This is a genomic window from Pseudomonas sp. NBRC 111127 (assembly GCF_001320345.1).
Lineage (GTDB): Bacteria > Pseudomonadota > Gammaproteobacteria > Pseudomonadales > Pseudomonadaceae > Aquipseudomonas > Aquipseudomonas juntendi.
Map to the genome: position 1 here is coordinate 1 of NZ_BCBD01000080.1, position 26,059 is coordinate 26,059.

Annotated in this window: 27 protein-coding genes and 2 pseudogenes; 24 read left to right on the forward strand and 5 right to left on the reverse strand. The window is 58.7% G+C overall.

What is annotated here, in order from left to right; translation table 11 throughout:
- From APH30_RS15640 to APH30_RS28770, 23 genes and pseudogenes are all read left to right on the forward strand, one after another.
- Positions 1-983: pseudogene (locus tag APH30_RS15640) on the forward strand (TraM recognition domain-containing protein); the annotation flags it as partial.
- Positions 980-1,723 carry a P-type conjugative transfer protein TrbJ gene (gene trbJ / locus APH30_RS15645; RefSeq protein WP_003092277.1) on the forward strand — a complete coding sequence of 248 codons (744 nt, stop codon included), beginning with the start codon at positions 980-982 and terminating at the stop codon, positions 1,721-1,723. The pseudogene APH30_RS15640 and the gene trbJ, both read left to right, overlap by 4 nt.
- A 12-nt stretch (positions 1,724-1,735) precedes the next feature.
- Positions 1,736-2,062, forward strand: a complete 327-nt coding sequence (locus APH30_RS15650; protein WP_014603538.1) for a hypothetical protein — start codon at positions 1,736-1,738, stop codon at positions 2,060-2,062.
- Complete coding sequence (gene trbL, locus APH30_RS15655) at positions 2,059-3,426, forward strand: P-type conjugative transfer protein TrbL (RefSeq protein ID WP_023093366.1); 1,368 nt, start codon at positions 2,059-2,061, stop codon at positions 3,424-3,426. The genes APH30_RS15650 and trbL overlap by 4 nt, the downstream gene beginning before the upstream one ends.
- An 18-nt stretch (positions 3,427-3,444) precedes the next feature.
- Complete coding sequence (gene trbF, locus APH30_RS15660) at positions 3,445-4,149, forward strand: conjugal transfer protein TrbF (RefSeq protein ID WP_001211312.1); 705 nt, start codon at positions 3,445-3,447, stop codon at positions 4,147-4,149.
- Positions 4,146-5,138 carry a P-type conjugative transfer protein TrbG gene (trbG, locus tag APH30_RS15665; RefSeq protein ID WP_000776560.1) on the forward strand — a complete coding sequence of 331 codons (993 nt, stop codon included), beginning with the start codon at positions 4,146-4,148 and terminating at the stop codon, positions 5,136-5,138. The genes trbF and trbG overlap by 4 nt, the downstream gene beginning before the upstream one ends.
- A gap of 2 nt (positions 5,139-5,140) precedes the next feature.
- A complete protein-coding gene (locus APH30_RS15670; protein WP_003092274.1) occupies positions 5,141-6,421 on the forward strand; it encodes a TrbI/VirB10 family protein in 1,281 nt (426 codons plus the stop codon).
- Positions 6,418-6,663: a DUF2274 domain-containing protein gene (locus APH30_RS15675; RefSeq protein ID WP_000108283.1), complete on the forward strand. Its 246-nt coding sequence runs from the start codon at positions 6,418-6,420 to the stop codon at positions 6,661-6,663. Before APH30_RS15670 ends, APH30_RS15675 begins: the two co-directional genes overlap by 4 nt.
- A gap of 387 nt (positions 6,664-7,050) precedes the next feature.
- Positions 7,051-7,443, forward strand: a complete 393-nt coding sequence (locus APH30_RS15680) for a response regulator transcription factor (protein ID WP_054881528.1) — start codon at positions 7,051-7,053, stop codon at positions 7,441-7,443.
- Between the two features lie 126 nt (positions 7,444-7,569).
- Positions 7,570-8,358, forward strand: a complete 789-nt coding sequence (locus APH30_RS15685; RefSeq protein WP_054881563.1) for a Bro-N domain-containing protein — start codon at positions 7,570-7,572, stop codon at positions 8,356-8,358.
- Positions 8,359-8,498: 140 nt separating this feature from the next.
- Positions 8,499-8,942 carry a tellurite resistance TerB family protein gene (locus APH30_RS15690; protein WP_049696641.1) on the forward strand — a complete coding sequence of 148 codons (444 nt, stop codon included), beginning with the start codon at positions 8,499-8,501 and terminating at the stop codon, positions 8,940-8,942.
- Positions 8,939-9,142: a hypothetical protein gene (locus APH30_RS15695; protein WP_054913063.1), complete on the forward strand. Its 204-nt coding sequence runs from the start codon at positions 8,939-8,941 to the stop codon at positions 9,140-9,142. Before APH30_RS15690 ends, APH30_RS15695 begins: the two co-directional genes overlap by 4 nt.
- Before the next feature lie 46 nt (positions 9,143-9,188).
- Positions 9,189-9,380 (forward strand): carbon storage regulator CsrA, encoded by a 192-nt coding sequence (gene csrA, locus APH30_RS15700; RefSeq protein ID WP_054913064.1) that lies wholly within the window; start codon positions 9,189-9,191, stop codon positions 9,378-9,380.
- Positions 9,370-9,597: an Arc family DNA-binding protein gene (locus tag APH30_RS15705; protein WP_054913065.1), complete on the forward strand. Its 228-nt coding sequence runs from the start codon at positions 9,370-9,372 to the stop codon at positions 9,595-9,597. The genes csrA and APH30_RS15705 overlap by 11 nt, the downstream gene beginning before the upstream one ends.
- Positions 9,594-9,794, forward strand: coding sequence for a hypothetical protein (locus tag APH30_RS15710; RefSeq protein ID WP_054913066.1), 201 nt, complete (start codon positions 9,594-9,596; stop codon positions 9,792-9,794). The genes APH30_RS15705 and APH30_RS15710 overlap by 4 nt, the downstream gene beginning before the upstream one ends.
- Positions 9,791-10,567, forward strand: a complete 777-nt coding sequence (locus tag APH30_RS15715) for a hypothetical protein (protein WP_054913067.1) — start codon at positions 9,791-9,793, stop codon at positions 10,565-10,567. Before APH30_RS15710 ends, APH30_RS15715 begins: the two co-directional genes overlap by 4 nt.
- 159 nt (positions 10,568-10,726) lie before the next feature.
- Complete coding sequence (locus APH30_RS15720) at positions 10,727-11,920, forward strand: Arm DNA-binding domain-containing protein (RefSeq protein ID WP_054913068.1); 1,194 nt, start codon at positions 10,727-10,729, stop codon at positions 11,918-11,920.
- A complete protein-coding gene (locus APH30_RS15725; RefSeq protein WP_054913069.1) occupies positions 11,895-12,536 on the forward strand; it encodes a hypothetical protein in 642 nt (213 codons plus the stop codon). Before APH30_RS15720 ends, APH30_RS15725 begins: the two co-directional genes overlap by 26 nt.
- A 440-nt stretch (positions 12,537-12,976) precedes the next feature.
- Positions 12,977-13,219: a hypothetical protein gene (locus APH30_RS15730; protein ID WP_054913070.1), complete on the forward strand. Its 243-nt coding sequence runs from the start codon at positions 12,977-12,979 to the stop codon at positions 13,217-13,219.
- Positions 13,220-13,315: 96 nt separating this feature from the next.
- Positions 13,316-13,579, forward strand: coding sequence for a DUF3077 domain-containing protein (locus APH30_RS15735; protein WP_009683500.1), 264 nt, complete (start codon positions 13,316-13,318; stop codon positions 13,577-13,579).
- Between the two features lie 358 nt (positions 13,580-13,937).
- A pseudogene (locus APH30_RS15740) lies at positions 13,938-14,625 on the forward strand (integrase domain-containing protein); the annotation flags it as partial.
- 456 nt (positions 14,626-15,081) lie between these two features.
- Positions 15,082-16,020 (forward strand): hypothetical protein, encoded by a 939-nt coding sequence (locus APH30_RS15750; RefSeq protein ID WP_054913071.1) that lies wholly within the window; start codon positions 15,082-15,084, stop codon positions 16,018-16,020.
- Positions 15,992-16,582, forward strand: a complete 591-nt coding sequence (locus tag APH30_RS28770) for a hypothetical protein (protein WP_156326499.1) — start codon at positions 15,992-15,994, stop codon at positions 16,580-16,582. The genes APH30_RS15750 and APH30_RS28770 overlap by 29 nt, the downstream gene beginning before the upstream one ends.
- Before the next feature lie 388 nt (positions 16,583-16,970).
- Here the strand turns inward: APH30_RS28770 and APH30_RS15755 are convergent, their stop codons facing one another.
- Genes APH30_RS15755 through APH30_RS15770 form a run of 4 tightly spaced genes read right to left on the reverse strand, consistent with a single transcriptional unit; the run spans position 16,971 to position 23,914 of the window.
- Positions 16,971-17,924: a PD-(D/E)XK motif protein gene (locus tag APH30_RS15755; RefSeq protein WP_054913072.1), complete on the reverse strand. Its 954-nt coding sequence runs from the start codon at positions 17,922-17,924 to the stop codon at positions 16,971-16,973.
- Entirely contained in the window at positions 17,917-20,235 is a 2,319-nt protein-coding gene (locus APH30_RS15760) for a Z1 domain-containing protein (RefSeq protein WP_054913073.1), read from the reverse strand. The genes APH30_RS15755 and APH30_RS15760 overlap by 8 nt, the downstream gene beginning before the upstream one ends.
- Positions 20,235-22,253, reverse strand: coding sequence for an ATP-binding protein (locus APH30_RS15765; protein ID WP_256222042.1), 2,019 nt, complete (start codon positions 22,251-22,253; stop codon positions 20,235-20,237). Before APH30_RS15765 ends, APH30_RS15760 begins: the two co-directional genes overlap by 1 nt.
- On the reverse strand, positions 22,250-23,914 hold the full coding sequence (locus tag APH30_RS15770) for a DNA cytosine methyltransferase (protein WP_054913074.1): 1,665 nt from the start codon (positions 23,912-23,914) through the stop codon (positions 22,250-22,252). The genes APH30_RS15765 and APH30_RS15770 overlap by 4 nt, the downstream gene beginning before the upstream one ends.
- 430 nt (positions 23,915-24,344) lie before the next feature.
- Here APH30_RS15770 and APH30_RS15775 point away from each other — a divergent pair, with 430 nt between their 5' ends.
- Positions 24,345-24,824 carry a very short patch repair endonuclease gene (locus APH30_RS15775; RefSeq protein ID WP_054913075.1) on the forward strand — a complete coding sequence of 160 codons (480 nt, stop codon included), beginning with the start codon at positions 24,345-24,347 and terminating at the stop codon, positions 24,822-24,824.
- A 170-nt stretch (positions 24,825-24,994) separates the two neighbouring features.
- On the opposite strand, the gene APH30_RS15780 is transcribed toward APH30_RS15775, so the two are convergent.
- On the reverse strand, positions 24,995-26,059 hold a 1,065-nt coding region (locus APH30_RS15780), incomplete at its 5' end, for a Z1 domain-containing protein (RefSeq protein WP_218186807.1).

Below are 26,059 nucleotides of genomic sequence, written 5' to 3' on the forward strand. Positions count from 1 at the left end.
GCGGTGAGCACTACGACCTCGGTGCCGATGGCGGCATCGCCTTCCAGCCACTCGCGCGAATAGCCCACGAGGGCTACCGCACCTGGGCCGCCGAATGGGTGGAGGGCCGGCTGCTGCACGAAGGCGTGACGGTCGGCCCGGACGAGAAGGCTGCCATTTGGTCGGCGCTGCGAAGCCTTGCCGGTGCGCCAGTGGAGCAGCGCACCATGACCGGCTTGTCGGTGTTATTGCAGTCCAACGCGCTGCGCCAAGCGCTCGCGCCCTATGTGTTGGGCGGCGCCCACGGCAAGCTGCTGGACGCTGACCACGACCGGCTGGGCATGGCCGACGTGCAGGGCTTTGAGATGGAAGAACTGATGCACAGCCCCGCCGCCGTGCAAGCAGTGCTGCGCTACCTGTTCGCCCGCTTCGACGAACGTTTTGACGGCGCGCCCACGCTGCTGATCCTCGATGAAGCGTGGCTGTTCCTCGATGAGCCGTCCTTCGCGGCCCGCATCCGGCAATGGCTCAAGACGCTCAGAAAAAAGAACGTCAGCGTCATCTTTGCCACGCAGTCGCTGGCCGACATCAAGGACTCGACCATCGCGCCAGCCATCATCGAAAGCTGCGCGAGCAGGATCTTCTTACCTAACCCGCAGGCCACCGAGCCGCAGATTCGCACGATCTACGAAGGCTTCGGCTTGAACAGCCGCCAGATTGAGATCGTGGCGACCGCACAGCCCAAGCGCGATTACTACTACCAGTCGCGCCTCGGCAATCGCCTGTTCGACCTCGACCTGGGGCCTGTCGCGCTCGCATTCGCGGGCGCATCCACCCCTCAAGACCAACGCGATATTGACCGCGTGCTGACGCAGGCCGGCGCTCCCGGCTTCGCCGGCGCGTGGCTGCGCCATCGCGGCCTCGGCTGGGCCGCCGACCTGCTGCCGTCCGCTCCGGCGGCAGCTTCCTTTCTCGCTTCTCAACCGCTGGAGGTTTCACCATGAAGACCAAGCCCCGTTTGCTCTCTGTCTCACTCGCTGCCGTGCTGTCGGTATCGCTGCTGGCCGTGCAGCCCGCATCCGCGCTGACGGTGTTCGACCCGTCCAACTTCGTGCAGAACACGCTGACCGCCGTGCGCACGCTGGAACAGATCAACAACCAGATCAACCAGCTTCAGAACGAGGCGCAGATGTTGATGAACCAGGCCAGGAACCTGGCAAATCTCGACTTCAACATCGTCAACCGCCTGCGCTCGACGCTCGCCACCACCGAGCGCCTGATCGCCGAGGCGCGCGGCTTGGCCTACGACGTGCAGAGCATGGATGCCACGTTCGCCCGCCTGTACCCGGAACAGTACGCCGCCACCATCAGCGGCGACCGCATGGCACAGGACGCCCGCGAACGCTGGCAGAACACCTTGAACGGCTTGCACACCGCGATGCGGATGCAGGCGCAGGTGTCGCAGAACCTCGCCCAAGACGAAAGCGCGCTGGCCGATCTCGTGAGCCAGAGCCAGTCGGCCACCGGCGCGCTGCAAGCGATGCAGGCGACGAACCAGCTCCTGGCTTTGCAGGCCAAGCAGTCGATCCAGGCGCAGCAGCTCCAGATCACGCAAGACCGGGCCGCTTCACTGGAACTGGCGCGGCAAGCGGCGGCTATGGAGCGCGCCCGCGAAGTGCGGCGGCGCTTTCTGGGCACCGGCACGCCGTACACGCCGCAGTCCGTCAACTTCTATAACAACTGACCGGAGGCGGCCATGCGATGCGCTTCCGTCCTGATGGCCGTGCTGCTGACCGCGTGCGGCCAGCAGCCGGCCGAGAACCTGGCCGACGCCCTGGCCGCAGATCCGGTGCGGCTCAAGGCGTTGCGCGGGCAATGCGCGGCCGACCGGCAGGCCGTGGGCGAGGATGCCTGCCGCGCCGCCGCTGAAGCCTTCCGGCGGCGCTTCTTCGCCGGCCATACCGGGCCGGATGAATACAACTCGCTGGCTGAACTCCCGCCGATTCCGCCGAGCTTCGATACGCCCGCAGATGAATTGCCAGAGGGCGCCGTTCCGCTCACTCCGCCCGAGGATTCGCCATGAACGACGTGACCATCATCGACCGTTTCCTCGATACGTTCTCGCGCTACATCGACTCGGGCTTCGGCTTATTGCAGGGCGAAGTGGCATTTCTCACCGCCACGCTCATCGTCATCGACATGACGATCGCTGGCCTGTATTGGGCCATGAGCCACGCCACCGGCCAGGGCGACGACGTGATCGCCAAGCTGCTGCGCAAGGTGCTCTGTGTCGGCGCGTTCGCCTACATCATCGGCAACTTCAACTGGCTGGCGAGCATCGTGTTCCGCTCGTTCGCCGGCTTGGGAATTACCGCTACCGGCTCGGCCATCACGATGGAGAACTTCCTTCAGCCGGGCCGGCTGGCGAAGACCGGCATCGACGCAGCCGCGCCGATTCTGGAACAGATCGGGGACATGGCTGGGTTCCCCGAGGTGTTCGTGAACATCGACCCTATCGTGGTTCTGTTCATCGCCTGGCTGGTGGTGATCCTCTGCTTCTTCGTGCTGGCCGTACAGCTTTTCATCACGCTGATCGAGTTCAAACTGACTACGCTCGCCGGCTTCGTCTTGATCCCGTTTGCACTCTGGAACAAGACCTCGTTCCTCGCGGAAAAGGTGCTAGGCAACGTGGTGTCGTCAGGCATCAAGGTCTTGGTGCTGGCCGTCATCGTCGGCATCGGTTCAGGCCTGTTCGCCGAGTTCCAGGTGCATCCCGACGAACCATCCATCGACCACGCGCTGGTCGTGATGCTGGCCTCGCTCGCGCTGCTGGCGCTGGGCATTTTCGGCCCCGGTATCGCCACCGGCCTGGTGTCCGGTGCGCCACAGCTTGGTGCGGGCGCGATGGCTGGTGCTGCGGTCGGGGCTGTCGGCACCGGCGTTGCCATCGGCGCCGCCGTAACGGGCGTGGGCGGCGCCGTCATGGCCGGGGCACGAATGGCCCCGGCGGCCGCAAAGCTGGCCGGTGCCGGTGCGCGTGCCGCGACTTCGGCGGCCGGCAGTGCCCGATCGGCGTTCCAGGCCGGTTCCGCTGCGGCCGGCGGCGGTGCCAAGGGCGCGGCGGCTGGCCTCGGCAATGTCGCCAAGACTGGCGCACAAGCCGCAGGCCGCAGCGTCACCTCTGGTGCTTCCGCTGTTGGGCAGAAGGTGGCCGACTCCTTCCGCGCTGGCTGGAACGGCACAGAAGCCGGCAGCGACGGTGCTGGCCCCGGCCAGACCGCAGACGGCACCGCAGGCTCGCAGAAGCAACAGCAACCGGCCTGGGCCAAGCGGATGCACCGCCGCCAGCAGGCTACCCATGCCGCGACCACTGCCGCCCACACGCTGCGCGGCGGCGACGGCGGCGGCTCCGGGCAAGGCCCGAGCCTGCGGGATTCCGATACCTAACCTTCAAGGAGAACACCCATGCGATTCAAACGACCGCAGGTGCGCTACGCCGATACGCCGCAGCCTGCCACCCCGTATCAAGCCGCCGCCCAGGTGTGGGACGACCGTATCGGCTCCGCCCGCGTGCAGGCGAAGAATTGGCGCCTGATGGCCTTCGGCTGCCTAGTGCTCGCGCTGTTGATGGCCGGCGGCCTGGTGTGGCGCTCGGCGCAGTCCATCGTGACGCCCTATGTCATCGAGGTCGATCAAGCCGGGCAGGTGCGCGCCGTGGGAGAGGCCGCCACGCCGTACCGGCCCGGCGACGCGCAGATCGCGCACCACCTGGCGCGCTTCGTGACGCTGGTTCGCTCGCTGTCCATCGACCCCATCGTGGTGCGGCAGAACTGGCTCGATGCCTACGACTACACCACCGACAAGGGCGCGGCGGTGCTCAACGACTACGCCCGCACCAATGACCCATTCGCCCGCATCGGCAAGGAATCGGTAACGGTGCAAATCACCAGCGTGGTTCGCGCGAGCGACACGTCTTTCAACGTGCGCTGGACAGAGCAGCGCTATGTCAACGGTGCGCCCGCCGGCACCGAACGCTGGAACGCCGTGCTTTCGACCGTCCTGCAAACCCCGCGTACTGAACAGCGCCTGCTCAAGAACCCATTGGGTATCTACGTCAACGGCCTGTCATGGAGCCGCGAACTGGATTCTTCCGAAGGAGCCAAACCATGAAACTTCGTTTCCGCCTTTACGTTGTTCCTTTGACGCTGCTGGCCCTCGCGGGCTGCGCCTCGCAGGGGAAGCCGCCGCCATCCATCTCGCTCGACGAGACGGTGCTGGCCCAGCCGTTGCCCGAACCGCCCAAGCCCGTCGAAGTCGTCGCCGTCCCTGAACCGCTGGCGCTGCCGGCGCAGTTGAAGCCCCTGCCGGAACTCGATGAGGCCCCCGTTGCGCCGGAGCCGGCCGACGAAAAGGTGCGCGTTTCCCGTGCCAATGCAGAAGCGCGTATCGCGCCTACCCGTGAGGGCTACGTCAACGCGATTCAGGTGTGGCCGTTCACCGATGGCGCGCTTTATCAGGTCTATGCGTCGCCGGGGCGCGTGACGGTGGTTTCGCTTCAACCGGGCGAGGAACTGGTAACGGTCGCCGCCGGCGATACCGTGCGCTGGATCGTGGGCGACACGTCCAGCGGCGGCGGGGCCGATCTGCGCGTCAATGTGCTGGTCAAGCCTATCCGCTCCGGTCTGAAAACCAATCTCGTCATCACCACCAGTCGGCGCACCTACCTGCTGGAGCTGACCTCGACCGAGAGGGCATGGATGGCGTCGGTGTCCTGGGACTATCCGAAAGACCGAATGCTCGCGTTGCAGCGCCAGGCGCAGGCAGCGCAGGCAACAACGCCTGTCGATACGGGCCTGTCGCTGGACAAGATCCGCTTCCGCTACGCGGTATCGGGCAGCAACCCGCCGTGGAAGCCTCTGCGCGCCTTCGATGATGGAGAGAAGGTCTATATCCAGTTCCCGCCGGGCATCGCCCAGGGCGAGCTGCCGCCGCTGTTTGTCATCGGCGCGCAGGGCGACGGGCAACTGGTGAACTACCGTTTTCGCTCGCCGTACTACGTCGTGGATCGCCTGTTCGGCGCGGCCGAACTGCGGCTGGGCGGCGATGGCGGCGACGTGGTGCGGATCGAGCGCACCGATGGTGTTGCACGGAGGAACTGACCATGAGCCAGGATGACACTCCCGACCTTGCCGCGCCGCAGGCGGACAAGGTGGCGCCGGAGGCAGTGGCGCTGCGCGCCCAGCCGCGTCCAGTCACACGCCTGAACCGGCGCTCGCTGGCCATCCTTGCCGGCGTCCTAGCGGTCGCCGTGCTCGGCGCGCTGATGTGGTCGCTGCAACCTCATCGACGCAGCACAGGCGAGCAGACCGAGCTTTACAACGTCGATCGCGTGTCAAAGTCGGAAGGACTGGATGCGCTGCCGACGGACTATTCCAAGCTGCCGCCGGCGTTGCTGCCTGCCGTTCCCGAACTAGGGCCACCGCTGCCGGGCGATCTTGGCCCGGCTATCGTGAAGTCGCAGCAACCGGCGACGGCTGCCTACGCGGCCCCCGGTCACGACCCGAACGATGCCCTGCGAAAAGAAGCCGAGGCGGCCGCGGCCTCGTCCGTGTTCTTCCGCTCGGGTGGGCAGAATGCGGCGCCGGTAGCGCAGACACAGGTGGCCGCTGCGCCGGGCTTCGCCGCCAATGCGGCGTTTGACCCGCTGGCGGCCGGGCCGGCCTCCACGGCGGCCCAACCTGCTGACCCGACAGCGGTGCAAAACCGGCAAGACCAGAAAGAGGCTTTCATGAAAGCTGGCCCCACTGAAACCCGTAATTCCGGCAATCTGACTCTGCCAATTTCGCCGTATCAGGTTATGGCCGGAACAGTGGTCGCAGGTGCCTTGGTGACGGGCATCAAGTCGGACTTGCCCGGCGACGTGATCGCCACGGTGACGGAGCCGGTCTATGACACAGCCACCGGGCGCTTCCTGCTGATTCCGCAGGGTTCGCGCATCCTGGGCAAATACAACAGCCAGGTCAGCTACGGGCAGAGCCGCGTTCAAGTCGTCTGGAACCGGATCATCCTGCCGGACACGTCTTCGCTCACGCTCGACAACCTGGCCGGCACCGACCCAGCCGGCTATGCCGGGCTGGAGGACGATGTGGACTACCACTGGGGCCGCATCTTTGCCGGTGCGGCACTCACCACGCTGCTGGGCGTCGGTGCCGAGCTGGCCGCGCCGGAGAACCGGCAGGATGGTGATCGCGTCATCATCGCTGGGCGCGACAGCGCGCAGGACAGCATCAATCAGGTCGGCCAGGAGATGACCCGGCGCAACCTCAACATCCAGCCGACCTTAACGCAACGGCCGGGCCTGCCGGTTCGCATCATCGTCAACCGGGATCTGGTGCTGCGGCCGTACCAGCCGCTGTTCTTCAACCGGGGGACTTCACGATGAGCACGACCAAGAAGCTGCGGCTCGGCCCGCTGCCGAAGACCGAGAGCACCAAGCTGACTTTCGTTTGCCCGACCAGCTTGAAAGTCGACCTCGACCGCTACGCCGCGCTACACGCGCAGGCGTATGGCGAGGCCGTTGATGCGGCGACGCTGATCCCGCATATGCTGGAAGCGTTCATGGCGGGGGATCGAGGATTCAGGAAGGGCACGGCGACCCGCAGCACACCACCGAAGCCGCCATGATTGCACCGCATGCTATTCAACGGCATCCATCGAACGCGCAGCCCAGGCTGCGCGTTCTTCATTCTGGATGCCGCCGAGCCTGTTGGGCTATGATGATGCGACAGGCCCGCCGTTCCTCGGCAATCCAGCACTACACAGTGCGATGCGGCTTTCTCTCCCAACGCTCCTATGTCGCTCCTAGCCGACAACGCCGCTCTTCTTCTAAGCGGCCCCGAAAGGAGCTAACCTACTGTCCCATATACGGTTTCAAGTCCTTCTTGATTTGCGCGAAAGAATTGACACCGGCACTTTTTTGTGTCCGCAAGAAAAATATGTACTTTTGGTTCTTGCAATTAGTGAACCATTGGTACATATTTATTCCACCACTCACCGCAAGGAGCACCCACCATGACCGCAGCAACCACCATAACCGCCAATGGCTGGACCGGCTTCCTGGGGCGTGAGCTTTCCCCTCGTGAAGTCCAGTGCGTGCTGGGTATTGCTGCAGGTCAGACCTCGAAAGAGCTGGCGCGCGATCTTGGCGTTCAGCCTGACTCGATCAAGAAGCGCGTGCTGAGCGCAACCACGAAGCTGGGCGTAACCCGCCGGGCGCAGCTCGTCGCAGTGGCCATGCAGAAAGGGCTGATCAGTCCTGTCGCGACGGCCTTGGCCCTGGTGCTAACTCTGCATTCGATGATTGGTGATGACGTTGCGCTTCGAGTGCGTCGAGGCGGTGGCGAGCGCCGGGTCGAGCTGCGCACGGTGGCACGTCGGGTCGAGCAACTCCGGGTGGCGGCATAGCGACAAAGAATTTTCCACTGGCTTGCCTACTGCGCTGTCACTTCGGTTAAAGTGGCCTCACAGGTGACCAAGCCCGCGCGCAATAAGGGGGTCTTCAGAGACCCCCGCATCAAGCGAGGCATCCTAGTGAACATTTCAATCTTCAATTTCCGCAAGGCCAACGTTCGTGTTGTAACCGAAGACAATGGCACTCCATGGTTTGTGGGTAAGGACGTGTGCGACCTGCTGGGCTACGCCAATGCCAGCAAGGCCATGGGGGATCACTGCCGTGGGGTAACGAAACGTTACCCCATCCTCGACAGCCTTGGACGCACCCAGGAAGCCCGCGTGCTTTCCGAGGGTGACACTCTACGCCTCATCGTCAACAGCACCATGCCGGCTGCCCAGGAGTTCGAGTCCTGGGTTTTCGATGAGGTGTTGCCGGCGATTCGTCGGACAGGCACCTATACCATCTCCAGTACGCCAGCGCTCCCTTCTGCCAATGATGGCGCGATTCTGATCGAGTCCATAACTCGGACTATGAACTTGGCTCCATCAGCAACGCTGGCAATGTATCAGCGGCTGGCAGCAAAAATTGGGCAGGCTGATTTGCTTCCTGTCTATTCAACTGATGCTCCGGATGGCGATGTAAGCAGCCACACAACCGCTGCGCTTTCCACTCTGATCAAGAAGTACGAAATCGCCACCAACTCTCGAAAAGTCTACTTGCAGATGCAGGCGTCTGGATTGGTTGAGCGAAAGCAGCGCCCGAGCAAAACCAAGGGGATTAAGGAGTTTTGGGCCCTTACTGACGCAGGTTTGGCCTACGGTAAAAATGTTACCAACCCCTCTAATCAACTAGAAGTGCAGGTTCATATTTACGAAAGTAAGTTTGAGCAACTTATCGAGCACCTAGAGCTTCGTAGCCAGAAGTAAATATAACTGCGTGATCGACTCCTGAGAAATCAGGGGTCGGCTCCATCGCGCAAACAACTCAACTTTATTCGAAAGCCAAGTTACTCGGCAGGCCCTCGGCTTGCCTGGAAAACGCTTCACCAACCCAAGAGGAAACACCCATGTTCGGCAAATTGTTCGGCAAGAAAGTCAGCAACGCCAAGGCGGAGATCAAGAAGGTCGAGAACCGCGATCTGATGCAGGCCATTGTCGGTGGCTGCATCTTGGTGGCCGCGGCGGACGGCGAGATCGAGAAGTCGGAGACCGACAAGATCGACCAGCTCATCCGCTCCAACAAAAACCTCGAGCACTTCGGCGCCGAGATCACCGCCACCCTGGGGCGTTTCACCGAGCAGCTGCAGGCCGGCTTTCGCGTGGGCCGCCTGAACATCCTGCGCGAGATCCGCGACATCAAGAACAACCCGGCCGATGCCGAGGAGGTGTTCGTGAACATGATCACCGTTGCTGAGGCTGACGGTGAAATCGAGCCGGAAGAGCTGAAAGTGCTGACCGAGATCGGTCGTGAGCTGGGACTGCGCCTGTCCGACTTTGGGATCGAGGCGTGAAGCGCAAACACCTCGGTCTCGGCGCAATAGCGGGATTGGCCCTGACCGGGCTCGCTATCACCGCTGCGGTGAACTGGGGGTCGTGCCAATGGTACGGCTACCAGACCGAGCGACAGACCAAGTTCGCCCCCTACGTCGGCTGCATGGTGAAGTCCCGCGCCGGCTGGGTGCCTCGTAACGAGCTGCGCACCGCGCAGTGACATCGAGGGGCGGCACCACCGCCCTTCCACCTAACAGGAGTCAACCATGCTCATCCTCACTCGCCGCGTGGGCGAATCCATCCGCATCAATGACGACATCAGCGTCACGGTGCTGGGCGTCAACGGAATGCAGGTTCGCCTGGGCATCGAAGCGCCCGAAGGCGTAGCTGTGCACCGCCAGGAAATCTATGAGCGCATCCAGGCGCAGAAGGAACAGGAGGTGTCCCATGGCCTTTGAATACGGCTCGCGCACGGCTGACAAATTCGTCGTGCGTCTCCCTGATGGGATGCGCGACGAGGTGGCCAAGGCTGCGGACGCGGACGATCGCTCCATGAACTCGCTGATCGTGAAGGCGATCCGGGAGTACCTGGGCCTGCAGCAGCGCCAGCAGGCCCTGCTCGGCGCCCTTGTGCTGGCGAATCAGATGCAGGCGCAGCAGGAGCAGCAGCCATGACCATCACCACAACCGACACCCGCGTCTATACGGATCACCTGACAACTGAACTAGGGAGGCTGGGTCAGCGGCTTGTCGATTTCGGTCAAGCCCTGCAAAGCCCGTCCACCACGGTGGCAGAGCTGCAGGTGCTCGCCAAGTCTTGCGGCATCAAGCTGCACATGCGAACCGTTGCCGAGTCGGGGGAACAGCCATGACCAAGCGCCGAGCAATCAACCCCGCCGCCCTCCCCGCCGTTGGCCAACCCCTTGGTGGCGGCTTCTATGCCGGGCGCCTTTTCTTCGACGGCGCCGAGCACGCGGTGATCGACGCAGGTAGAGACTTCGAAGTCGCCGCTCACTGGTGGCAGGAAGAAGGCCCGCGCCCACGCATCCGTGGCGCTACGTCGCGCTTCGACGGGATGGCCAACACCCAGGCCATGGCTTCGGAGGGTAGCGTCATTGCCCGCAAGGTGATTGGGATGAACATCCGTGGCACCTGGGGCTGGCACATTCCGTCGATCGAGGAACTGCAGGTGCTGCGGTGCAACCTGCTCCAGCTTGAAGGCTGGGGTCGCGCCGGCGCCATTCCAGACCATGATGCCGCGCAGGCGTTTGGTTTGCGTGAGTATTGGACCAGCACGCAGAAGGAAAACGCCGCCACAGCCTGGTGCCTTCACATGCTGCCTTGGTGCGCGCCCGACACAAACTGGGTGAGCAAGGTGAAGGGCATCCGCCCGGTACGCACCCTGCTGATCAGCCAGGAGGCTTTCGTGCACGCACCATCGACCGACACGCCACTCACCGAGGCGGATCTGCGCGGCCTGGCCAACCATCAGGCCGTGGCCACAGTGCTCGAACGGTTCGTGAATGAGGATGCAGGGAGGTTCTACGGGCGAACCGAGGCCCTGGTGGCGGAACTGGCGGCGCTCGCGGCGACTGTCGTGACAGATCGGCGTGGCAACCAGAACCTGGCGCGTCAGGTGGAGTAAGGCAATGCGCTACATGACCGTCAGAAAGTTCGCCAGCGAGTCTGGCTACACCGAGGACGCGATCCGCTCAAAGATCCGCGACGGGATCTGGCGGCTTGGTGAAATTTGGCTAAAGGCGCCGGATGGCCGGACGCTTATTGACATGGAAGGATATGAATCATGGGTAGAGGCGGGAGCGGTGTCAGGGCAGTCTCAGACTCGAGCATCGAGATCACGTTCATGTACCGGGGTGTTAGGTGCCGCGAGCGTGTCGCGCTCAAGCCCACCGCCACTAATTTGAAGAAGGCTCAGCAGCACAAGGCAGCGATCGAGCACGCCATTGCCCAGGGGACGTTCGACTATGCCGTCACGTTCCCAGGCTCTCCCCGGGCAGCCAAGTTTGCACCGGAAACGAGCCAGGAGTCCGTGGGCGGATTCCTCACCAGGTGGTTGGCGGCGAAGCAGAAGCACATTTCCAGCAGCACCTTTGAAGGCTATCGAAAGATTGTCGAACTGCGGCTCGTTCCTACCTTGGGCCATCACCTTGTCCTCGATCTCAAGCGGAAGACGATCAAGGACTGGCTGGACAAGCTGCAGGTCAGCAACAAGACCCTCAGCAATATCCAGAGCTGCCTGCGTTCCGCCCTCAACGACGCAGTCGACGAAGAGCTGCTGGATACAAACCCGCTGGCCGGCTGGACATACGCCCGGAAGGAAGCACCGCCAAAGGATGACGACGTGGACCCGTTCACGCCCGAGGAGCAGCAGGCGATTCTAGCTGCCCTGAACGGCCAAGCCAGGAACATGGTTCAGTTCGCGCTGTGGACAGGGCTTCGGACAAGCGAGCTGGTCGCATTGGATTGGGGGGATGTGGACTGGGTGCGGGGGGAAGTGATGGTCAGCCGAGCAATGACCCAGGCTGCAGGTGGGGTGGCTGAGGTGACGAAGACTGCGGCAGGCCGGCGGTCGGTGAAGCTACTGGGCCCCGCTCTAGAAGCGCTCGCGGCGCAGAAGGCGCACACGTTCTTGGCTGATGCAGAGGTCTTCCAGAATCCGCGGACGCTTGAGCGCTGGGCAGGAGATCAACCGATCCGCAAGACGATGTGGCACCCAGCAATGAAGAAGGCGGGCGTTCGGTACCGGCGCCCCTACCAGACTCGGCACACCTACGCTTCGATGATGCTTTCTGCAGGAGAGCACCCAATGTGGGTGGCGAAGCAAATGGGGCATACTGATTGGACCATGATTGCCCGCGTCTATGGTCGATGGATGCCATCGGCAGATGTGGATGCAGGTTTCAAAGCCGAAAAATTTTGGTCATCAGTTAAAACGAACGAAGGGATTAAACATGTTGGAGCAAAGCCTGGAGACTAAGGATCTTTTCTATGCCGTCTCCAATTTTTATCCGGAACTAAACGTGTCCATTAGGTTTATTGGTCACAACTCATTCAGTAGAACACCAGAAGAAAATTTGCAAGAAGCTGGAATCGAATTTGACTCGGTACTGCGTTTCAAAGACCAATCTATCCAGTCCCTTGAGGACAACGGATATACAATGGCCAATGCCGGAGGATTTGCTACCAACTATGTCAGGAACGGCACAGTAGGGACTGCCGTCTTTCTAGGTCAAGAACCAGCTGGCATTACGGAAGCTGAAGCTCCTAATATTTACTGGGCTTTGCAAACAATTCTGCTTCATCACGAACTGATGCACGCCAAAGACCTGTATTTACAACAGAACTTTAACAGCTCAAATATGAGCGTGAACTTAGTTAAAGCTGAAATCTACGCAGATGTGACAACTTTGCGATTCTTCGAAAAGCATAAGAAGGCTGGCGGAGACACCTACAGAAACTTATATGCAGCAGGGATCCTGGGGCGAGAAAGCACTGGAATCTATAAGCAGATTTTCAAAGGGATCACCAAGAGCTTTCCCGAGGTTCAGTTGCGAGCCTGGGCGTCCATGAGCGTGATACCGCCCAGCAAATGACAGCTTTATGGCAGCCCTAACGCTGAAGCCAGCGTAAATACTGGGCTAGACGCGGGTTCAAATCCCCCCGGCTCCACCAAATTCCAAAAAAGAAGACGCCCCCGGGCGTCTTTTTTTGTGCCTGTGATTGGCTGGCCTGGGGCCAGAAGATCAGATTTAATCCCTTCCGCGTAGGACGCTTCCCAAAGATACTCCCTGCGCCTGTTTTCCGTTGCGGTCGCTATTTCAGGGTTTTAGGCTCGGTGGGTCGTTGCTCATCAACGACCGGCTTTGACAGGCCGCTACGGTAAACAACAAAACGGCTAGTCGTTATGGCGGCTGTACGTGCGGGCACGCTTGCGTGCGCCGGAGCTTGTTGTTTCCGCCGGTCTGTCAACCCGCGTACAGCTGCCACCCGCTGTTTGACAGCAGAGGGTGGCGGCCCTGAAATGGAAGCAATCATGTTGAAGATGGTCCCCGACCCACCCCACCTTCCCCACTCCCTGGAAGACACCAACATGCTTGCTACTGACTACGCGCTTTGCGCGGAAGCCGTGGCACAGCAAGCGATGCTGATGCAACCCAGGTCGCCCGCCTGTGTGTTGATCATGGCCTCGATGCACGAGCTTGAAACGCTACGCCGTTTGCTCGAATCGGCACTGGCGCAAATACAAAGACCAGCCGGCCCGCACCCCATGCACTGACACCCCGGGGCTGGCTCACGCAGTCCACACTGTGGGAGCCCGGCTTGCCGGCGATAGGGCCAGCCCAGGCAACACAAAGACCAGGGATATTGCTCGATGACAACCGAAAACACCCAATGCACTGTCGGTAAAACCATCTTCTTCCAAGGTGAAAACCAGACCCACCCGCTGTTCCGCATCGAACCAGGCATCCCCTGCCAGAACGCCCGTGAACAGGCGTCGGAGCTGATGGGGTATGCGCGGGATTTGACCATTGATGGGCTGATGGAAGACAAGCCGAAGCTGATCTGGGCAGCGCACTATCTGTGTGCTTTGGGGAAAGCACTGCTGGATGATGCGGAGTTGGGGATGATGCGCTGAACTCCAGGCTTATAGGCTATGGGAGCAAGGCTTTGCCGCTGGCTCTCACCAAAACGCCAGGTACCTGTTTCCCCGACCGTCGTAGGAGCGGGTTTACCCGCGAAAGGGCCGAGCCTGCTGGCCAGTTTCTGCCAGGCATTGTGCATTGCCGGTACCACCGTATTCGCGGGTGAACCCGCTCCTAAATCAATCGATGATGCCGACCCGGCGCCGCAGGACCACCGGCCACCTCCGCCGGCTGGAGGAGCAACTGTCTTTCTCAAAAAAATTTGAAAAGCCTGCGCGATTCATTGTGGGAGCGGGCTTGCAAAGAGGACATCCCCACAGGTCGCAGGGGCCTTGATCCCTGATAACACTCAGCATTAACAGGACCATGGCGGCGCTTCGCAGTGATCAGTACGTGAAAATGCCCAGTCCGAGCAAGGCACTGGGTATGCAGCGCACCGGGGTTCGACAGTCGGTTCCGCAAGGCCAAGACCGCGAACAGGTTAAGCAGATCGTCGATTTGCTTTGCAGCCACGACCAGAGACGGGGCGCAGCTATCGTCCTGTTGGCTCGAGCACCGGCATGCGCCTGCGTGAGGCCATCTTGGCCGACCTATCACGGCTAAGCCTAGAGTCTAGCGACCTAGGCAGGATCAATATTCAGGATGGCACCAAAGGCGGCCGTGCCGGTGCCTCGGCACCCCGCAGGATTGTGATGCACGAACATGTTCGCGAGGCGCTTGGGTTTGCACAGCAGGTGTCGCCTATTGGTAGCCGCAACTTGATTCCTCCACACGAAAGCTATCTTGGTGTGCTGCAGGAAAACATCCGCCCAGCACGAGACATCCTGCATGCACACAACCTCAAAGGTTTCCATGAGCTACGAGCGAACTACGCATGTGAGCGCTATGAGCAAGTCACCCAACACCGTGCGCCTATCAACGGTGGCCAGTGCGGCTTGACAGGTAAGAACCTTGACCGGGAGGCCCGCAGGCAAATCAGCTACGAGCTGGGTACGGTCGAATTGACGTAGTCGCGGCCTACATTGGGGGGCAGAAATGAGCAACCCATTCCATATGGAGTTGTTCCTGCCTAGCGTGTTGATCGGTTCGCAATCGACGCGTAAGCGCCATTTGCGTCAAGCAGAGATCATCCGAGATGAAACCGCAAAACACTGGCAGTTTGAGGCACCTTGGGCTAGGCAGAGAAAGCATGTGGCTTGGTTCTTGGGCATCGCCCAGGTCAACACAGTGAGGCGACGCGATACTTATAACTGCTGACGGTACGCCTGCTCGCTCGTCGTTTAGAAAAGCCATGGGTTTTCAAGCTCAGGCCGAGAGAAATGCTGAATGACGCAAGGGTGTGTAACCCCGACGCCCACAATGGTAATATCAAAAGGCCGCATCTCAGTGCGAAGGTCAAGATGTGCACCTCTCTCCAGGACCCAAGCAGAGCAGGTGCGAACCATTAAGTGCCACGTAACGAGACCACTTAAATCAAAAGGAAATTGAGTAAATAATGTTCACTCTTAAAAATTACGGGTTCTCCTTCTCAACTGCGAAAAGTGATATTGAGCTTGCGACATTTTTCGGCTCGTTAGTTGGCACCAATATTGAATTCCCCATTCGAACCGATAGTTCGAGAAAAATAATAATTGATCAAGACAGCAAGTATGTATATGGGACAGTAATCACAATTAAGAATCAGAAAAAATTCACATCATTAGTGAACAATGGAAGCAATCTAGAAATCAAAGTTTCCGACCTGTCGAAATTGGAAAAAATAGCCGAATTCAACTTCCTGCTGATCAACAAGGAAAACGGAATGGGTATTTATCAATATCACCACGGCTCGTGCACCGCACCCAACTTTGGCTCTATGATTACTAGCTTATACAGACGTAAACTTGAAGCAAAGAGAGACACGGAAATCGCTGCTCTTGGAGGGATCGACGCGATTCCAAAAAAACAAATGAAATCAATCAGAAGCCGTTTTTTTCACGGGATCGCCTTTGATCTTATAGTACAATCAAAAGACATTGAAAAGGTTTTGGAAAAATACAAAACCATACGTTCATTCAAGTATGAAATATCTTCTATCGAAGCATCCCTTAATGAGGCATCACCCTTACAGGGCTTAATCAGCAAAGTGCAACACAACGTCCGCTTCGATAGCACTGTAGATTCCAATCTCATTATAAAAGGTATCCAAAACATGATACCTAGCGTAAAGGAAACCACAGCACGGATAGAGGTCCTAGACGACCAGGACGAACCAATTTCAGTAAAAATCATGGACATCCCTGTAAATTTTGGAGAGATGAGCTATGATGATTTCATCAAAGGACTGATGACATTCAAAATGAATGACATCAAATGCTGCCACTTGCTCAATGATTTGAAGAATAAATGCGAAAAGGACTATAAGCATGTATTTAGCAAAAAGCTATCAAGCTAACAGCAAGGAGGTTTGGGCTTTTATTACCGCAGCGCTCATTACTGCAGTACTTTATGCTCTCCTCATAACTTCAATCTCTGAAAAAGCCCACTTCAGAGGGCTATTTCTATTGGAGCCTGGCACAACAGCGAGGGTTTTTGATTTTTATGCCAAAAATCTTCGAGGCAGCCTGTTTACAGGCTTCCTGGCCCTAGGGGGTTTTTTGATGTCTGCAAAGACATTCATCATTGTGAACATGAAGAAGGAAGTCTATGATTCAGCCAAATACAAGCAAGACTGGCTTGACGGAAGAGAGCTGAACGGAGCAGATAACTACCCTCCTCTCTTCAGGCCTTTGAGACGGCTGAGCAATATACTTTTCTACACTATAACCTTTAGCTTCATCGCCTCAATTTCACAACTAACAATTGGACTATTTGAAAGCATACCATCAGTAGTAGCCTGCACATTTCTTGTTATATTAGCATTGTGTTTTCTCATGCTTTCACTCTACTTAATAAAAAAGAATCTTGCCACAATGTTTGATTACTTAGATAAGTCTCATGATATTGATAAGAGCTAATTACGCAATATACAACACATACGTTTTCGAGCAAATTTTTAATCACAGGGACTGCTGAACCCGCAATTATACACCCTGATTTAACACTATTAAATCAGCCTTCTATCCCTGCAGAATACCCAACATTCGAGAACAGCCATTTACTCTTCTAAGTCAATCACTTTTGACGGCTTTACTGAATTCTTTTGAAATTTCCTAACCACGGCATTTGCGCTGTTTCTGCTATATGGCGGAGCTTGGCAACTAGAGCGGTTCAACCGCGAACCGACCAGCGATGAAATTGCTTATCCGCGACTATGGCAGGCTAGGCAAGGTCTTTAATTAACCCTACTCACAAGCGATGTCTACCTGCCGAAGCGTACGGAAGCGCAGACTGTGCGGTAACGCGTTAGGCGGTTAGAAGAACTTCTTGAACTTTCGATACATCGAGCGAAGGCAGGCAGCCGACATTGATGCTGTACCTGATGCCTGTCACTCCGAGGGGAGGAACGTAGTCATCGGGAAGCCTGGGGAAGTTGCCGGCAACTTCGAAGACATGAACATCGCGGAATGTGAACCTTAGGAGCGCACCTGTCTGCCGTAGGCCGTCGTGCCAGCCGAGTAGTGCCAGGCGTGAATCAAAAACATCTAGCGCGCGCCCATCGGATTCAAGCTTCTCCCGAATTTCATCGACGCGGTCTGCCAGCGTTTCTTCGCCGCCAAGACTGCGTTCCAACATAACACTGACAAACAGAAGACGCTTGCTGGCGGGAGCCCTCAGCTGATCGAAACGGGAGATTTCGTGCTTCGGTTCCGATCGCGTGGTGGTCTTAACTTCGACGTGGACGCCCTGTCCGACGAAATCATGACGTTCGCTTTCAGGGCCGCTCCAAAGGTAGCTGACGCGTGGGCCAATCGTCGGGAGTAACACGTTGGACAGCACCCAGAGTTCGCCGAAAAGACCGATCTGCTCTGCCGCGCTCAGGTCAGGTGCGACCGGGCGCAATGCCGCACGCATGTCGTCGATTATGCGCTCAACCGAGATAGCAGGATCGCGGCCTTCAATGTTAATAGCGTGGAGGAGCTTGTTTGATACCAGCGTAAGCAGTTCTTCGTGATGGCTACGTGCAGAAACGTCCAGCCAAATCTGTCCACCTTCCAGGATACGGACCTGAAGACTCTGCAGGTCCGGCGGTAGATTTTGTGGGGCAACATCGATGGCCAGCAGCAAGTGCAGGCGTCCGTCGTCTGACACGCCGATCAGCGCTGCTTCCAGGTTTTCGGCCACCTGTTCGTAGATACACTCGTGCTCAAGTCGCTGCTCGCGCAGACTTGTCCAGCGGTCCTGCGTGATCTCAACCATTGCGTACCCCACGGTTCACGACAAGCCTTTGTTCGCCGTCTGCAGTGCGGGGCAGCGAAAGCGCGAGGCCCAGTACTGCCCGTGTTGGCGCGCGGAGCGGTTCGGGATCCAGGGGGTAGAGCAAGAGCAGGCCCTGCTGCGCAGGACGGTCCGCGCGCATTGCCCGTGCATTGAAGCCTGAGCCAGCGCGGTAGTTCTCCGGTCCGCCATGCAGATCGACGCCTTCATGGCGTGGATCGATCAAGATGCCTATCGACTCGTTGGCCTGCAGAGAGCGTCGAACAAGGCCGAAAGGCCTTCCACCCAGGAGTACCTGTCGCTCCCGCTGCGGGTTGGCTACGAACACGGTCCAGTTCGTCAGCTCTCCCGCTTCAGCTCGCTCCAGGATCCAGTCGGCAATCTCTGCGCCCTGAAATGCAATGCTGTTCGGGTGCCCTTCATAACGCCTCAGGAACACTGCAATGTCCTCGGCCGGCACATCGTGTGCTATGGCGCCGCCGTGTGCATTCTGTGTCGGGGGGTGCTGTCGCAGTAGGACGGAAGCCAAGTCCAAGTTCCGCTCCAGCAGTTCCCGGTCCTGCATGGGAAACAGGATCGTCTGCGGGTTTTCGCCAGACCATGACCGTGCATCATCCATCTGCATCATGCTCTTGTTCTTGCTGGTGAGCAGGAGCTTTGAGTGGGCGCGCATCCGGATGGCCATCTGGTCAGGCCTGCGACCGGCCTTGTTCAGCGCCGTGATGGAGTCACGCAAGGACTCTTCGACCAGCGCCAGCTCCACAAACCACTGAGCGATGCCTTCAGTTGTCCAGATGCGGATCAAGTCGTCATAACCTGTCCTGAAGCCGTACCAGCGGGCCATCTGCAGCAGGGCGTCTGCAAGCGTTGTAGTCCGCAGGAAGTAAGCGATCGTCAGTCCCTCAAGTGTCAATCCGCGCGACAGCCGATTACCACCCACAGCAACGAGTTGCCGTCCAGGCTTGGCGTCGTATTCCAGTTCGTCGCCAGTCGTACTATTGAGCACAACGACGACTAGGCGGGCCAAGTTCGTCACAGCCTCTTCCAGTAAAACCTCTTCGCTGCAAGGCAGATCTACTGGTCCAAGCCCTGTGAGGGTTGACCGGAACATCTGTTTGAGCACGCCGGGTTCGGCGGTCTCATGATGGAACCAGGTGCTGATCTGTTCCTTGATCGCCCTTCCAATGCGTAACTGGTCCTGCTGGAGATGGGATACGTGCACCAGCATCGTATTCGGCTTACCCATCTGGCCGCGCTGCAGTCTGATTGCACCGGCGAGTGCAAAGGTCAGCAGGGCGTCGATGAGCGACTGGGGAAGATCCAGAGGTCCCCAGGCAACTATCGCCTCCCCCCTTTTTCGCTGCTTCGGTTTCAATGCCTTCACATCTACCGCGTCTACAGGGCGCAGCACATCCCGGCCCTGCGAACTGACGCCGAAAAGCTCTTCCGTTCCGGTGTAGCCGTCCGGACGCGGAAGCTGCACGACGAAGTCCTTGGGGAACAGATCTTCGCCGACCAGGCTGTCACTGGCGTCTGGGTCGATGAGGATGTTGGCGAATGGCGTAGCCGTGTAGGCGATGTATGTGGCCCGCGGAATCTTTCTGAGAATGTCGCGAATCAGGGCGTTGGTGAGTGACGGGGCCGTGTCGTCATCCGGTTCGGTGTTGGTGTCGATACTTGGGTCGCGCCGATTTCCGCGTGTATTGATGGAGGCCTGATCGGCTTCGTCATCAATAAGAAGAACCGGTACATCAGCGAGCCGGCCTTCGAGCTTGCCGAACCACTTATTGAGCCGATTCAGGATCGGCGTGATCTTCTTCGCGACGATCAGAACGGTACCAGTAGATGCGAATCCATCGGCCACCTCCGGCTCACGAAAATCTGAAGCCTCATCGGTCAACGGGATCCAGTCGACGCCCGTCGCTACCAGCTCCAGATCCAGGCGCTTCTGCGTCTGGTTACGCAGTGAATCGTGAATGCCTGAAAGAACGATGATCAGGCGGTAGCCGACATCGGCTGCGCGCGCTGCGACGGCCGTGAAGTTGGCAGTTTTGCCGGACTGGACGTAGCCGACGACCAGACCGCGGCACTGAAACTCCGGGCGATCTACCGGTGTGGTCTTCGAGATGATCCGCAGTGACTCTTCTGCGACCGACGCAATTTGGTGCGGTTTCCATTTGGGCTGGGCGCGTAGATAGGATTCATGCCTGGACCAATTGGTCCAGGTGGTTGCATCGGTCCACAGGGCCAGCCTGGGCTTCAGTGTAAGGGGAAGCGGGAGCCGGACTTTCATCAGACCTTGTCCGTCAACTGGTCCGGAACACCGGCCGACTCCAATGCGCGAAGGAATTCAGACAGAGCCGTCTTGACCTCGGCATCCTTGTCGATGAGCTGCACGAGCGCCACCAGCGTCGGCATCAGCGGGGTGACCTCAACTTCCTCCCCCTTGAACCCGGTCTTGCGTTGCCATGGCTTATCGCCGCTGCTGACAAGGCGGATTGAAGCTCTTTCCTTCTTTGTAGCCGGGGCCGGAGCAGGTGCGGCTACGGGAGTGCCCTTCGCTGTTGTCATTGGAGGCATGAAGCCGCCTGGCGCTGGTGTGCCGGCCGGCAACACAGCATTGCCGCCGCCTTTCGGAGACGGCACAGTTTTTTCCTTCTTGTTGTAGCGAGAGCGGGCTGCTGCACGGGGGGTCTTCAGCAGGTCTCCGAGGGGCTTGGTGATCGCATAGGGAAGGCGAATGAGCTGCTTGCTGATATCTACCTGCAGTTGTTCATCTGCCAGCCTGTCGAAGTCGACTGCGACACGAATCAGCTTGGTGTGCTCATCCTTGGCGAAGAGATCTTCCCAGCCCCCCCATTTGATGAGGCGGTCAAGTCGATAGAAGTACAGGCCCTGAGCATCGTTTGCACGGCCATTCAGAGAGTGGCGCTCTCTTTCGACGCGCTGTTCCAGCGGAGACAGATCCTTGATGTATTCCTCAAACTCAGCCTCATTCGGCGCGACGTACGCACGAACATAGAGGATAGGCGTCTTGTTCGGAGAAGCGCTGGGAAGCTCGATGCGATGTTGGTCGTACTCTCTTGTCAGCGGGTGCCCCATAGGGTTGTTGCCACACAGAACGTCATCATTCAGACGAATGATTACCTTCTCGCGCCCGCGCACTTTGCCTTCAAGATACCGGTGGAAGACCAGCTCAAGGTGCGACTTGATGGCAGCGAGCTCCTGCGCGTAGGGAGAATCTGTTCGGCCTCTCGCAGGCTCCATCGAGGGGCGCATCTGCGTAAGCAGCACGGCCGTGCCCGAGTCGCCGATGTTCACTGCCGAGGCATGCTCGGGAGCTACCAGGTCGCTCAGAAGCTCCCAGCGGCGTGTCTTGGCAAGATGGTCCTTGTCCCAGGTGAGAGTCGTGCTCTCGCTTCCGGTAGCTTTTGATACGACCGTCAGTCGATCGGCTTGAGACCAGGCCGCCCCCTTAAGCCCATAGCCGAACTTGCCCAAATCGCCGTCGTCATATTCACGCTGGTGCCCGATCTTCATGGCGTCGCGCAGACCCGATGGAGTCATGCCCGTGCCGTCGTCGCGAATACACATCCACCGGCCCCCCGTATTGGGATTCGGGAAGGTGATGTCAATTTCCCGAGCGCCATGCGACAGGCTATTGTCCACGAGATCGGCCACGGCGCTGGGCAGGCTGTGCCCGGCACGTGCCAGGATCTTGAAGAGACCGAGCGGATCCGGTGCGGCGTCATCATCGTTGCGGATGTTGGCGTTTTCATTTTGTGACGTCTCGGACACTGTTTCTGCCTCCTTGAATAGCTCCGGGAAGTGATCCGAGAGCACTGCCTGGCAGTGCTGGCCTTCCTCGCCGTACAACGCAATCATTGCGGATTTGCCAAGCTGGGCGCTCTCTCCATGGCTCAGTATCGAAGAGCGGGCTGGGTGGTCTGCCGGGATGACAACCCAGGATGCATCGGCTGGGGTACTCGAGGCGTCCACCACCATCGCGAACAGGGCGCCTGGGTCAACGAAACTGTAAAAGGCGCTTTTCGGGCAATCGCCTTCGAATCTCCAATTTTTGTGCTGCCTCTTGAGCCATGAATCTATCTTAACCACGGTGCCTTCGTCTTCGAGACGTCGGCAGCTGATTGGAATGATGTCCGGGCTTTCTGCTGAAGGAAAAACCTTGCCGACGACGTCCCAGTCGAAATTTATGGAACGCTGCTTGGCGCGTTCCTTCCCCTGGCGGCGGTACTCATGAAACATGCCGAGTTCAGAATGAGTAAGCAGTCGGAGAATGGTGAACTTCACTTCCTACCCTCTGTCGTCTTGATCTGTGGTTGCTCCAAATCGAACAATGCCACGCGCATATCCTGTGTCTCCGGTGCCCCCAGGCACTCCCTCATTCCACGAGCGATTGCATAGGCAAACAGCGGTGGTACGGCGTTGCCAATCTGCTTGAATGCCGGGTTCATCGATCCTTTGAAAACAAAGCCATCCGGGAATGATTGGAGCCGCGCAGCCTCTCGGACGGTGATGGTGCGTGCCTGTTCCGAGTCGAAATGGATGTGGGAATAAGAGTCCTTGCCGAGGTGCGCCATCAGCGTACGTACCGGGGCATCGGCGCGGAGCTTCCACCACTTGTTCGGAAACTTTCCCGGGTCATACGGGATGCGCCAGGACATAATGTATGCGCTGACGTCTGCGTTTCTAGGATCGGTGGGCAGACCGAGTCTCCTGCGGTCGGCAAGCCAGTCTGCAATTTTCTGCTCTACATACGCATGCACCTGCGGGTACTCCCAGCCAGGCTGAATCTCGGCGAAGATCTTGTAGTCGCGCGGAAGATACCGGAAAACATGGCCAGTCGTAGACTTGGTCGTAAATCCGTGCCACTCCCGCATCAGGCGCGAATAGGCAGTCGACGGATTTTTCGCTGTGTACTCGACAGGTTCTGATGGGTCTTTCGCCCCGCGACGAATGGCACCTGAGCGAAGCATTTCTTCGGCGTACAGGTGCGGCAGATCTGCCAGCGCATCAGAAGCCGATGTAGCCGCGGGAGAGTCGGGCGCTGGATCGGGAATCCAGCGGTGGTGCGCCGAGCCTTCGGCCTTGATAACCCGCCTCGCAGCATTCTTGGAGCTGGTGTAGCCGGATGGAAGAATCAAATGGTGCGTTGGCACCGGGAATCTTGGCTTGATGCCGGTCGAACGATGGAAACCGACCAGAATCATGCGTTCCCGCATCTGCGGAACGCCGTACCAGACGGAGTTCAGCAGTGTGTAGGCTACGTCGTAGCCTTCTTCGGCAAGGCTTTTGGAAACGAGCTCGGCAACATTTGTGCCGCCATGATTGAGAATGTCTGGCACGTTCTCCATCAGAAGCGCAACAGGCTTTGTCGCCCGGATGAATGCGACGTAGCGCTCCCACAGGCTGACCCGTCCATCGACCAGGAAGGCTTGGTCTGCGGTCACCTCTTCGCGCAAGCGGGCCTGCTCGCGGAGCTTAGCCCGGCCTACACGGGCGAACGCCTGACAGGGTGGCCCGCCGACGAGGACATCGATCTGGCGGTCCGTGGCGCCCTGCAGCCCGAGATCGCCGAAGACGGTGTCAGCGGTTTCGGTTACCGCGTCGCGCGGGACGTGGTGCGCTTCCTTGTCACCACCGACCGAGCGCGAGCCGAAGTTGGCTCCGTGCGACTTCGCAGCCCACGGGTCCATTTCGATCGATGCGACCGGTGTAAATCCGGCGGTCAGGAAGCCGAGGGATATGCCGCCACAGCCTGCGAACATGTCCATGTAGCGGATTTCGCCGCCATCCTGAATACGCTGCAGCTTGCTGCGGATCAACTCGTCGTCCGAGTTCGAGGCGCGGGAGTTCTTGCCAGTCGAGGGGGACAGGTCTGCAGCCGGGGTAATGGGCTTTTCGTAGGTATTGCTGGGCTGCGATCTGAGCAGCTCGGTTTGGATGGACATCCGGTATCTCTCATAGGGAACAAGCGCCAAGACCAGCTGCACGTAGCGCAGAAGGGCGGCGGCTCAGGCCTGCTCATACCACGCGGCGCAGCCCGGCTTTACGAATCGTCAACCGGGCGCCAAATGTTACATTGTGTCAGAGTGTAATGAAAATACCGCGATGTGTCGCCTGCGCAGACTGCGTGAACCTTCATATTTAGCCAGACTCAGCCAGCGAAAGAATGCCCATAACCTCAAGATTTCACGGGCAACGGGGTCTATCTCGACCTAAACGATGATATCTAGTCGCTTGCCATTGCCTGATGGGGCAAAGCCTTCGCCGAGCCCTTCGGACTTGCGAAGAATCCACGATTCGAATTGGCGCACGAAGCAGAAATGTTTTTCCAAGGAGATATCCTGTGACAGGGGCAAGCTCATCTGGGGGTGGTTCATGGACATAGTCAGCAGAGAAGTCAGGTCTCGAATGATGGCGGGCATTCGCGGTAGCGATACATTGCCTGAGATGAAGGTCAGAAAGCTGCTTCATCATCAGGGCTTCAGGTATCGCTTACATCAGCGAAATCTTCCAGGTAAACCAGATATCGTGCTCCCTCGTCATCGTGTCTGCATCTTCGTTCATGGTTGCTTCTGGCACAGGCATCCGGGCTGCAGATACGCCACCATCCCAAAGACCCGCGCGGACTTTTGGCAGACGAAATTCGATCAGAACGTGAAGCGTGATATCAGGAACCGAGATGAGCTGCTCAGGTCAGGCTGGCGAGTGATCGAGCTCTGGGAGTGCGGAATACGCGGACCGGAAGCGGGGATGAACTGGCTTCTGGAAACGATCACGGACGATACCCAAAAATACGTCTCTTGGCCCAATTTCTCCAACCTGCTCGTTCCCAACGATCAGCTTGCAGTGATCTGAGCCTGTCGAATTTCAGCAATCGAATTCCAAACGCTCCAAAAATTCTTCAAAGCAGTCTTTTCTCCCTGACGATAAGGACGATGGTGTCCACGTATTTTTAGGTGGACACCATCGTCCTTAATGCTTGGATTCTGAAGGTGTGTTTGCTGGCCGCTTACGGATGGTTACCTTCAATCGTTATTTAGAGTTTCATGGGCAAATATGGCCGTCGGAGTGTTCTGCTGGGCAGTGATCACCGGCCAATAGAAGGGAGCCCCCGTCCAACCCTTTTCTTCCCTGCCGTTCTGCCGGATCAGAATCAGCATAGGATTGTCGATGGCGTACTTCTTGCGAATTTGACCTTCGGTCTTGGTACTATCCGGTGCATCAGCATAAAGGGCGTGCGAGCCCGCACTGACGATGCGCTGGATTTCCCGGTCAGTACGCACCATGCACCAAACCTTACCCCGCGCGCTGCAGTCCTTCGGCAGACTGGCTAGGTACTGGAGCGCGGAGCGGGCTGCCTCCCAGTCAAAGCTGTAGCCCTCGGCCTCCTCCATCTTGAAAGTGGGCTCCAAGACGTTCAACAGCTCGATCGCCATCGTTACCGGAATTAGGGATGGCTCATCAAAGCTGCCTTTACCGGCGAGCTTATCGAGCTGCTGGTCGAATTTCTCAGTGATCGGGCGTAAATAGGATTTGGGCAACACCTGAAAACCGACCGGGAGGATGCGCTTGAACGGCTTGAGCGTGGTGGTGCGCGACAACGCAATCTTGTTCGGACTACATGGCTGTACAGCATTGCCAGGCGCCTTTTGGATAAAGACGACCGGCTGTTCGGGGTTATTAGCCAAGGACTCGCGTAAAGCCACATCGCTCTCGTGCATACGCTGCATGGCAACGTAGATGGTCGGTTCAGTGTAGAACCGGGTGATAGCAAGATCCTGCCGCGGGCGGAAGCCAAACATGCGTGAGTGCTGCAGCACGGTATCCTGCTGGTACACATTGGGTTTGCGGCCGTAGTAAAAGCCGATCAGGTTAGCGATGGTGACCCCGCGGTCGAGAATCTGCCCGCCGATGAAGATGTTCAGCGGGGTGCGTAGCTTCAGCTGTCCATCATCATCGAGCAGCTCTTCAACCTGTTTCTCGGAGTTGACCTTGGTAATCATCAGCCAGTCCTGCTTGAGCGCTGTCTTCACCTCCTGGGCGACCTCCTCCAGTATGGGCAGATAGTCTCCCTGTAGCTCCACCGATGG